Origin of the sequence: Nonomuraea rhizosphaerae, assembly GCF_019396405.1 — a bacterium.
GTDB lineage: Bacteria > Actinomycetota > Actinomycetes > Streptosporangiales > Streptosporangiaceae > Nonomuraea > Nonomuraea rhizosphaerae.
In genome coordinates this window covers 1-7648 of sequence record NZ_JAHKRL010000326.1, presented here as the reverse complement: position 1 = coordinate 7648, position 7648 = coordinate 1, and the positions used below count along the sequence as shown (strand labels likewise).

At 65.5% G+C, this 7648-nt stretch carries 15 protein-coding genes; all 15 read right to left on the bottom strand.

Features of this window, described 5'->3' with window-relative positions; all coding sequences use genetic code 11:
• Positions 1–53: 53 nt before the first annotated feature.
• On the bottom strand, positions 54–704 hold the full coding sequence (locus tag KME77_RS16430; protein WP_219468000.1) for an adenylate kinase: 651 nt from the start codon (positions 702–704) through the stop codon (positions 54–56).
• The gene (gene secY, locus KME77_RS16425; RefSeq protein ID WP_219467997.1) at positions 704–2014 is read right to left on the bottom strand and encodes a preprotein translocase subunit SecY; all 1311 of its coding nucleotides are present in this window, start codon (positions 2012–2014) and stop codon (positions 704–706) included. The genes KME77_RS16430 and secY overlap by 1 nt, the downstream gene beginning before the upstream one ends.
• 170 nt (positions 2015–2184) lie before the next feature.
• Complete coding sequence (rplO, locus tag KME77_RS16420) at positions 2185–2652, bottom strand: 50S ribosomal protein L15 (protein ID WP_219467994.1); 468 nt, start codon at positions 2650–2652, stop codon at positions 2185–2187.
• Positions 2653–2654: 2 nt separating this feature from the next.
• Positions 2655–2837, bottom strand: a complete 183-nt coding sequence (gene rpmD / locus KME77_RS16415; protein ID WP_080043226.1) for a 50S ribosomal protein L30 — start codon at positions 2835–2837, stop codon at positions 2655–2657.
• Positions 2838–2839: 2 nt separating this feature from the next.
• Positions 2840–3469 (bottom strand): 30S ribosomal protein S5, encoded by a 630-nt coding sequence (rpsE, locus tag KME77_RS16410; RefSeq protein WP_219467992.1) that lies wholly within the window; start codon positions 3467–3469, stop codon positions 2840–2842.
• Positions 3470–3496: 27 nt separating this feature from the next.
• The gene (rplR, locus tag KME77_RS16405; RefSeq protein WP_219467991.1) at positions 3497–3880 is read right to left on the bottom strand and encodes a 50S ribosomal protein L18; all 384 of its coding nucleotides are present in this window, start codon (positions 3878–3880) and stop codon (positions 3497–3499) included.
• Positions 3881–3882: 2 nt separating this feature from the next.
• Complete coding sequence (gene rplF, locus KME77_RS16400; protein WP_219467989.1) at positions 3883–4425, bottom strand: 50S ribosomal protein L6; 543 nt, start codon at positions 4423–4425, stop codon at positions 3883–3885.
• Positions 4426–4442: 17 nt separating this feature from the next.
• Entirely contained in the window at positions 4443–4841 is a 399-nt protein-coding gene (rpsH, locus tag KME77_RS16395) for a 30S ribosomal protein S8 (RefSeq protein ID WP_219467986.1), read from the bottom strand.
• 154 nt (positions 4842–4995) lie between these two features.
• Positions 4996–5181: a type Z 30S ribosomal protein S14 gene (locus tag KME77_RS16390; protein ID WP_219467984.1), complete on the bottom strand. Its 186-nt coding sequence runs from the start codon at positions 5179–5181 to the stop codon at positions 4996–4998.
• Positions 5182–5185: 4 nt separating this feature from the next.
• Positions 5186–5761, bottom strand: a complete 576-nt coding sequence (gene rplE / locus KME77_RS16385; RefSeq protein ID WP_214633183.1) for a 50S ribosomal protein L5 — start codon at positions 5759–5761, stop codon at positions 5186–5188.
• Positions 5761–6072, bottom strand: a complete 312-nt coding sequence (rplX, locus tag KME77_RS16380) for a 50S ribosomal protein L24 (RefSeq protein WP_219467981.1) — start codon at positions 6070–6072, stop codon at positions 5761–5763. Before rplX ends, rplE begins: the two co-directional genes overlap by 1 nt.
• The gene (gene rplN, locus KME77_RS16375) at positions 6072–6443 is read right to left on the bottom strand and encodes a 50S ribosomal protein L14 (RefSeq protein WP_026214151.1); all 372 of its coding nucleotides are present in this window, start codon (positions 6441–6443) and stop codon (positions 6072–6074) included. The genes rplX and rplN overlap by 1 nt, the downstream gene beginning before the upstream one ends.
• A gap of 201 nt (positions 6444–6644) precedes the next feature.
• The gene (gene rpsQ, locus KME77_RS16370; RefSeq protein WP_219467977.1) at positions 6645–6938 is read right to left on the bottom strand and encodes a 30S ribosomal protein S17; all 294 of its coding nucleotides are present in this window, start codon (positions 6936–6938) and stop codon (positions 6645–6647) included.
• On the bottom strand, positions 6931–7167 hold the full coding sequence (gene rpmC, locus KME77_RS16365; RefSeq protein WP_219467974.1) for a 50S ribosomal protein L29: 237 nt from the start codon (positions 7165–7167) through the stop codon (positions 6931–6933). The genes rpsQ and rpmC overlap by 8 nt, the downstream gene beginning before the upstream one ends.
• Positions 7167–7586, bottom strand: coding sequence for a 50S ribosomal protein L16 (gene rplP / locus KME77_RS16360; protein ID WP_195901247.1), 420 nt, complete (start codon positions 7584–7586; stop codon positions 7167–7169). The genes rpmC and rplP overlap by 1 nt, the downstream gene beginning before the upstream one ends.
• Positions 7587–7648 lie beyond the last annotated feature (62 nt).

Genomic DNA, 7648 nt, shown 5'->3' with positions numbered 1-7648 from the left:
GGGGCGAGGTGGCACGGACCCTCCGTCCCCCCTCGCAGTCCGCATAGGTTGACCTACCCCATGAAAGGGCGGATCGCCTCCATGGCTCGCTGGGTGACCTCCTCGACCGGCCCGGTCGCGTCGACCCCCACGAGCACGTCCTCGTCGGCGTAGTAGGACACCAGCGGCGCCGTCTGCTGCTGGTAGACCTCCAGGCGGTGCCTGACGGTCTCCTCTTTGTCGTCGTCACGCTGGAACAGCGCGCCGCCACAGGCGTCGCACTTGTCGTCCTTCTTGTCGTCGAACTCCACGTGCCAGATGCGGCCGCACTGGCTGCACGTACGCCGCCCGGCCAGCCGCCTGACCACCTCGTCGTCGTCGACCACGAGCTCCAGCACCAGGTCGAGCGCCTGACCCCAGTCCTTCAGCATGTCGCGCAGGATCTCGGCCTGTGCCACGTTCCTCGGGAAGCCGTCGAGCAGGAAGCCGTCCTGCGCGTCGTCCTCGGAGAGCCGGTCACGGACCATGGCGATGGTGACCTCGTCGGGCACCAGGTCGCCGCGGTCCATGTACGTCTTGGCGAGCTTGCCGAGCTCCGTGCCCCCGGAGACGTTGGCACGGAAGATGTCACCTGTCGAGATCTTCGGGATGGACAGGTTTGAGGCGATGTACTGGGCCTGTGTCCCCTTACCCGCTCCGGGGGGCCCGACGAGAACGAGACGCACTACCGCAGGAAGCCTTCGTAATTACGCTGCTGCAACTGGCTCTCGATCTGCTTAACGGTGTCCAGGCCGACGCCAACCATGATGAGAATGCTCGTCCCTCCGAACGGGAAGTTCTGGCTCGCTCCGGCCACCGCGAGCGCGACGATCGGGATCATGGAGATCAGACCCAGATACAACGCACCGGGGGCGGTCAGGCGGGTGAGCACGAAACTCAGGTATTGCGCCGTCGGCCGGCCCGGACGGATGCCCGGAATGAACCCACCGTACTTCTTCATGTTGTCGGCCACTTCAGTGGGGTTGAAGGTAATCGACACGTAGAAGTAGGTGAAGAACACGATCAGGACGAAGAACGTGATCATGTAGATGGGCGTGTCGCCCTTGGTGAGGTTCTGGGAGATCCAGGTCACGACCGCGTTCGGGTTCTCCGCGTTCGCGAACAGCGAGGTCAGCAGCTGCGGAAGATAGAGCAGCGAGGAGGCGAAGATGACCGGGATGATGCCGGCCTGGTTGACCTTCAGCGGGATGTAGGTGGACGTGCCGCCGTACATCCGGCGCCCGACCATCCGCTTGGCGTACTGGACCGGGATGCGGCGCTGCGCCTGCTCGACGAAGACCACCGCTGCGATCATGAAGACGCCGACCACCATCACGACCGCGAAGGTGAACTTGTTGGCGGAGAAGATGTTGGCCAGCTCGGACGGGAAGACCGCGACGACCTGCGTGAAGATCAGGATGGACATGCCGTTGCCGACACCGCGGTCGGTGATCAGCTCGCCCAGCCACATGATGACGGAGGTGCCCGCGGTCATGATGATGACCATCGTGACGATCATGAAGATGTTGTCCGGGTCGAGCAGGACTTCCTTGTCACACCCCTGGAAGAGCTGACCCGAGCGGGCCAGGGCGATGAAAGCCGTCGACTGCAGGACACCCAGGCCGATCGTCAGGTAACGGGTGTACTGTGTGATCTTCGTCTGCCCGGCCTGGCCCTCTTTCTTGAGGGCTTCGAGACGGGGGATGACAACGACGAGCAATTGCAGAATGATGCTCGCGGTGATGTACGGCATGATGCCCAGTGCGAACACCGACAGCTTCAGGAGCGCGCCGCCGCTGAACAGCTGCACCATCCCGTAAATATTGCCGTTTTCGCCGTTGCGCACCTGGTCGAAGCAGGACGCAAGGTTCTGGACGTGAACGCCCGGAGTCGGAAGAACCGAGCCGAGACGGAACAGCGCGATGATGCCCAGGGTGAAGAGCAACTTCTTGCGCAGGTCCGGCGTCCGGAACGCCCGGGTAAACGCGGTCAGCACGGTCCCTCCTGCGCGCCTATAAGGCGGTGTGAGTATGCGATGGTGCGGGGATCTGCCATCAGAAGTCTCATGTCAAACGAGCCGGACAGAAGCCTGCCGTCTCGCGAACTCTAACGCACTACGGGCGTGGGGGCCCATTGTCAGGGCCCCCACGCCTCGTCATAGCGTTACTACAGCTCGGTAACGGAACCACCGGCGGCGGCGATCTTCTCCTTCGCGGAGGACGAGAAGGCGTGAGCCGTCACGTTCACCGCGACCGAGATCTCGCCGGTGCCGAGCACCTTCACGAGCTGGTTCTTGCGAACAGCACCCTTGGCGACCAGCGTCTCGACGGTGACCTCGCCACCGTCGGGGAACAGCTCGCCGATCCTGTCCAGGTTGACGACCTGGTAGGTCGTCTTGAACAGGGCGTTGGAGAAGCCCTTGAGCTTCGGCAGACGCCTCTGCAGCGGCACCTGGCCACCCTCGAAACCGAGGGGGACCGTCGTACGGGCGTGGCTGCCCTTGGTGCCGCGACCGGCCGTCTTGCCCTTGGACGCCTCGCCGCGACCCTTGCGGATCTTGGCCTTGTTGGCGCCGGGAGCAGGACGCAGGTCGTGAATCTTGAGCGGAGCAGCGTTGTTTGAACTGTCAGTCATGACTAGTCGACCTCTTCCACCTCGACGAGGTGCGTCACCACGGAGACCATGCCGCGAATCTCGGGCCGGTCCTCCTTGACGACGACGTCGCCGATTCGCTTCAGGCCAAGCGAACGCAGCGAGTCACGCTGGTTCTGCTTGCCACCGATCTTCGAGCGAACCTGAGTGATCTTCAGGCGTGCCATGACTAGCTCACCGCCTTGGCGGCCGCGGCCTCGGCGATGCCCTCGCGCTGAGCCTTGAGCATCTTGGCCGGGGCGACATCCTCGATCGGCAGGCCACGACGGGCGGCGATCTCCTCGGGCCGGGAAAGACCCTTCAGAGCGGCCACCGTCGCGTGCACGATGTTGATCGGGTTGTCCGAGCCGAGCGACTTGGACAGGACGTCGTGGATGCCGGCGCACTCCAGGACGGCGCGCACCGGGCCACCGGCGATGACGCCGGTACCGGCGGAGGCCGGACGCAGGAAGACGACGCCGGCCGCCTCCTCACCCTGCACGGTGTGCGGGATGGTGCCCTGGATCCTCGGGACCTTGAAGAAGTGCTTCTTGGCCTCTTCGACACCCTTGGCGATGGCCGCGGGGACTTCCTTGGCCTTGCCGTAACCGACGCCGACCAGGCCGTTGCCGTCACCGACGACAACAAGGGCGGTGAAGCTGAAGCGACGACCACCCTTCACGACCTTGGCCACTCGGTTGATCTTCACTACGCGCTCGATGTACGAGACGCCCTTGTCGGCGGCGCCGCCGCGGCGATCGTCACGACGGTCCCGCCGCTCGCCACCGGTGCCGCCACCGCGACGCGGAGCTGCAGCCATCAGTGGTTCCTCATCTCAGTTGCCATGTCAGAATTCCAGCCCGCCCTCGCGGGCGCTGTCCGCCAGCGCGGCGATGCGCCCGGCGTAGCGGTTGCCGCCACGGTCGAACACAACGGCGGTGATCCCGGCTTCCTTGGCCCGCTGAGCGAGGAGCTCGCCGACCTTCTTGGCCTTCTCCGTCTTGTCCGCCTCCAGCGTGCGCAGCGAGGAGTCCATGGTGGACGCGCTCACCAGCGTGTGGCCGACGGAGTCGTCCACGATCTGGACGAACAGGTGACGGGTCGAGCGGTTGACGACCAGGCGCGGACGCGCGGCCGTACCGACGACGTTCTTGCGGACGCGGCGGTGACGGCGGGCCCGCGAGACGGTGCGGGCAGCCGTGTGCTTGCCGAACGCAGTCTTCGGAGCCATGCCTACTTACCAGCCTTTCCGACCTTGCGGCGGATCTGTTCGCCCTGGTAGCGCACGCCCTTGCCCTTGTACGGGTCGGGCTTGCGCAGCTTGCGGATGTTGGCCGCGACCTCGCCGACCTTCTGCTTGTCGATGCCGTCCACGTGGAACAGGGTCGGCCGCTCGACGCGGAAGGTGACGCCCTCAGGGGCGTTGACGATGACCGGGTGGCTGAAGCCCAGCGCGAACTCCAGCTGCGTCGGGCCCTTGGCCTGGACGCGGTAACCGACGCCGACGATCTCCAGGGTCTTGGAGTACCCCTGCGTGACGCCCTGCACCATGTTGGCGATCAGCGTCCGCGAGAGTCCGTGCAGCGCGCGGACCTTGTTCTCGTCGTTCGGCCGGGTGACGGCGATGGCGCCGTCGTCGTCGCGACCCACCGTGATGGGGTCGGCGACGGTGTGGGTAAGCGTGCCCTTCGGGCCCTTGACCTGGACATCCTGGCCGCTGATCGCGATGTCTACGCCGTTGGGCACAGGGATGGGCAGCCGTCCGATTCTCGACATGCTAGTCCTCCTTCCCTCTACCAGACGTAGGCGAGGACTTCCCCGCCCACACCACGCTTGCCGGCCTGCTTGTCGGTCATGAGGCCGTGGGACGTCGAGATGATCGCGACGCCCAGTCCGCCCAGGACTCGAGGCAGGTTGTCCTTCTTCGCATACACCCGCAGACCGGGCTTCGACACCCGGCGTACGCCCGCGAGCGACCGCTCACGGGTCGGCCCGAACTTGAGCTCCACCACGAGGTTCTTTCCGACCTTGGCGTCTTCGACGGTCCAGGCCTGGATGTAGCCCTCCTGCTGGAGGATCTCGGCGATGTGCGCCTTGATCTTCGAATACGGCATCGACACGCTGTCGTGGTACGCCGAGTTCGCGTTGCGCAGACGCGTCAGCATGTCTGCGATCGGGTCGGTCATCGTCATGGCCAGTGGCCTTCCTCGCCGCGGTTTCCATTCGGTGAAGCGGTGCTCTACCGGTGGACCTTCGGCGTGGTCACGGACGCCCGCGAGGGGCGCCCTGTCTTCTACTTGAAATATGAGTGCCTGGCGAGCGGCACAGGACCGCCCACCAGGTTACCTACCAGCTCGACTTGGTGATGCCGGGCAGCTCGCCCCGGTGCGCCATCTCACGGAAGCACACACGGCACAGGCCGAACTTCCTGAACACGGCGCGCGGACGGCCGCAACGCGAGCAACGCGTGTAGGCCCGGACCTCGAACTTCTGCTTGCGCCCCGCCTTGGCGATCAGCGACTTCTTCGCCATCGGTTTAGGCCTCCTTGAAGGGGAACCCGAGGAGCTTCAGCAGCGCCCGGCCCTGGTCGTCGTTCTTCGCGGTGGTCACGACCGTGATGTCCATGCCCCGCGGCCGGTCGACCTTGTCCTGGTCGACCTCGTGGAACATGACCTGCTCGGTCAGACCGAAGGTGTAGTTGCCGTTGCCGTCGAACTGCTTGGGCGACAGGCCACGGAAGTCACGGATACGGGGCAGCGCCAGCGACAGCAGCCTGTCGAGGAACTCCCACATCCGGTCACCGCGAAGCGTGACGTGCGCGCCGATCGGCATGCCCTCGCGCAGCTTGAACTGGGCGATGGACTTGCGGGCCCGGACGACGGCCGGCTTCTGGCCGGTGATCACGGTGAGGTCGCGCACGGCGCCCTCGATGAGCTTCGAGTCGCGGGCCGCCTCGCCGACACCCATGTTGACCTTGATCTTCACCAGGCCGGGGATCTGCATGACGTTCTCGATGCCGAAGTCCTCGCGAAGCTTGGCCGCGATCTCCTCGCGGTACTTCGTCTTGAGGCGCGGCGTCGGACGCTCGGTCTCAGTGGTCGTGGCAGTCATCAGCTGTCCTCACCCGTCTCGTCGTCGGCAGCCTTCTTGTCGGCGGCCTTCTTCTCGTCGGCGGGCTTGTCGTCCTTGAGCCTCTTCACGTTGCTCACGTGAATGGGAGCCTCCATGGTCTGCACGCCGCCCGTCTTGGCGCCGCGCGGACCCTGGTGGGTCTCCTTCGTGTGCTTCTTGATCATGTTGACGCCCTCGACCACCACGCGGTCCTTGCCCGGGATGGTGGCGATGACGTGACCCTTGGCGCCCTTGTCCTTGCCGGCGATGACCTGGACCAGGTCACCCTTCTTCACATGCGACTTCGGCATTACAGCACCTCCGGGGCGAGCGAGATGATGCGCATGAACTTCTTGTCGCGCAGCTCACGGCCGACCGGGCCGAAGATACGGGTGCCACGAGGGTCGCCGCTGTCCTTGATGATGACGGCGGCGTTCTCGTCGAAGCGGATGTAGGAGCCGTCGGGCCGGCGGCGCTCCTTGACCGTGCGGACGATGACGGCCTTGACCACGTCGCCCTTCTTGACGCCCGTGCTGCCGGGAAGGGCGTCCTTGACAGTGGCGACGATGACGTCGCCGATACCGGCGTAGCGTCGGCCCGAGCCACCGAGAACGCGGATGCAGAGAATCTCCTTGGCACCCGTGTTGTCGGCGACTTTGAGCCGCGACTCCTGCTGGATCACTGTTACTCCTGTTTTGTCGCGCCAGTCCTCGTGTCTTTCGCACGAGCTTGGCGGAGCTGTTTTTCTTTTTCCTCCAGCCACAGCTCCCGTACGGGAGCCGCACCGCAGGCGACGCGAGGCCCGGTGGACCTCGCGTCCTTGGACGCCGTCATGGGGGCCCTGAAGCCCCCACGGGGCGCGGTATATCCGAGAAGCCCTGGGTTACTTGGCCTTCTCGAGGATCTCCACCACGCGCCACCGCTTGGTCGCGGAGAGCGGGCGGGTCTCCATCAGAAGCACACGGTCGCCGACGCCACAGGCGTTGGCCTCGTCGTGCGCCTTGTACTTGGTCGTACGGCGGATGACCTTGCCGTACAGCCGGTGCTTGACGCGGTCCTCGACGGCGACGACGACGGTCTTGTCCATCTTGTCGCTGACGACCAGGCCCTCACGGACCTTGCGGAAGTGCCGCGCGCTCGCCTCGGTGGTGGTCTCTTCTGGGGTGGTCTCAGCCATCGCTCGTCTCCTTCTCGACCGTGATGATGCCGAGCTCGCGCTCACGCATCACGGTGTAGATACGGGCGATCTCGCGGCGGACGGCGCGCAGCCGCCCGTGGCTCTCCAACTGTCCGGTCGCTGCCTGGAAGCGGAGGTTGAACAGCTCCTCCTTGGCCTCCTTGAGCTTCTGGACCAGGGTGTCCTGGTCCTCCACCCGCAGCTCGCCGGCGGTCAGGCCCTTAGCCATCACGCCTCACCAACTTCACGCTTCACGATCTTGCACTTCATGGGCAGCTTGTGGATCGCGCGAGTGAGCGCCTCACGGGCGATCGGCTCGGCGACACCGGACAGCTCGAACATGACGCGACCCGGCTTGACGTTGGCGATCCACCATTCCGGCGAGCCCTTGCCGGAGCCCATGCGGGTCTCGGCGGGCTTCTTGGTGAGGGGACGGTCCGGGTAGATGTTGATCCAGACCTTTCCGCCACGCTTGATGTGACGGGTCATCGCAATACGGGCCGACTCGATCTGGCGGTTGGTCACGTACGAGTGTTCCATCGCCTGAATGCCGAACTCGCCGAACACGACCCGGGTGCCGCCCTTGGCGGCGCCGCTGCGGTCGGGCCGGTGCTGCTTGCGGTGCTTGACCCTGCGCGGGATCAGCATGGTCAGCTCCCTTCAGCACCCGGCTGCGCAGCCGGGCCGGTCTCGGGAGCCCCAGCGGCCGA

What these genes read in the sequence shown, in the direction of transcription:
- rplO (WP_219467994.1), bottom strand. Translation starts at nt 2,652, where the DNA reads ATGACTGACAGTTCAAACAACGCTGCTCCGCTCAAGATTCACGACCTG.
- rpmD (WP_080043226.1), bottom strand. Translation starts at nt 2,837, where the DNA reads ATGGCACGCCTGAAGATCACTCAGGTTCGCTCGAAGATCGGTGGCAAG.
- rpsE (WP_219467992.1), bottom strand. Translation starts at nt 3,469, where the DNA reads ATGGCTGCAGCTCCGCGTCGCGGTGGCGGCACCGGTGGCGAGCGGCGG.
- rplR (WP_219467991.1), bottom strand. Translation starts at nt 3,880, where the DNA reads ATGGCTCCGAAGACTGCGTTCGGCAAGCACACGGCTGCCCGCACCGTC.
- rplF (WP_219467989.1), bottom strand. Translation starts at nt 4,425, where the DNA reads ATGTCGAGAATCGGACGGCTGCCCATCCCTGTGCCCAACGGCGTAGAC.
- rpsH (WP_219467986.1), bottom strand. Translation starts at nt 4,841, where the DNA reads ATGACGATGACCGACCCGATCGCAGACATGCTGACGCGTCTGCGCAAC.
- KME77_RS16390 (WP_219467984.1), bottom strand. Translation starts at nt 5,181, where the DNA reads ATGGCGAAGAAGTCGCTGATCGCCAAGGCGGGGCGCAAGCAGAAGTTC.
- rplE (WP_214633183.1), bottom strand. Translation starts at nt 5,761, where the DNA reads ATGACTGCCACGACCACTGAGACCGAGCGTCCGACGCCGCGCCTCAAG.
- rplX (WP_219467981.1), bottom strand. Translation starts at nt 6,072, where the DNA reads ATGCCGAAGTCGCATGTGAAGAAGGGTGACCTGGTCCAGGTCATCGCC.
- rpsQ (WP_219467977.1), bottom strand. Translation starts at nt 6,938, where the DNA reads ATGGCTGAGACCACCCCAGAAGAGACCACCACCGAGGCGAGCGCGCGG.
- rpmC (WP_219467974.1), bottom strand. Translation starts at nt 7,167, where the DNA reads ATGGCTAAGGGCCTGACCGCCGGCGAGCTGCGGGTGGAGGACCAGGAC.
- rplP (WP_195901247.1), bottom strand. Translation starts at nt 7,586, where the DNA reads ATGCTGATCCCGCGCAGGGTCAAGCACCGCAAGCAGCACCGGCCCGAC.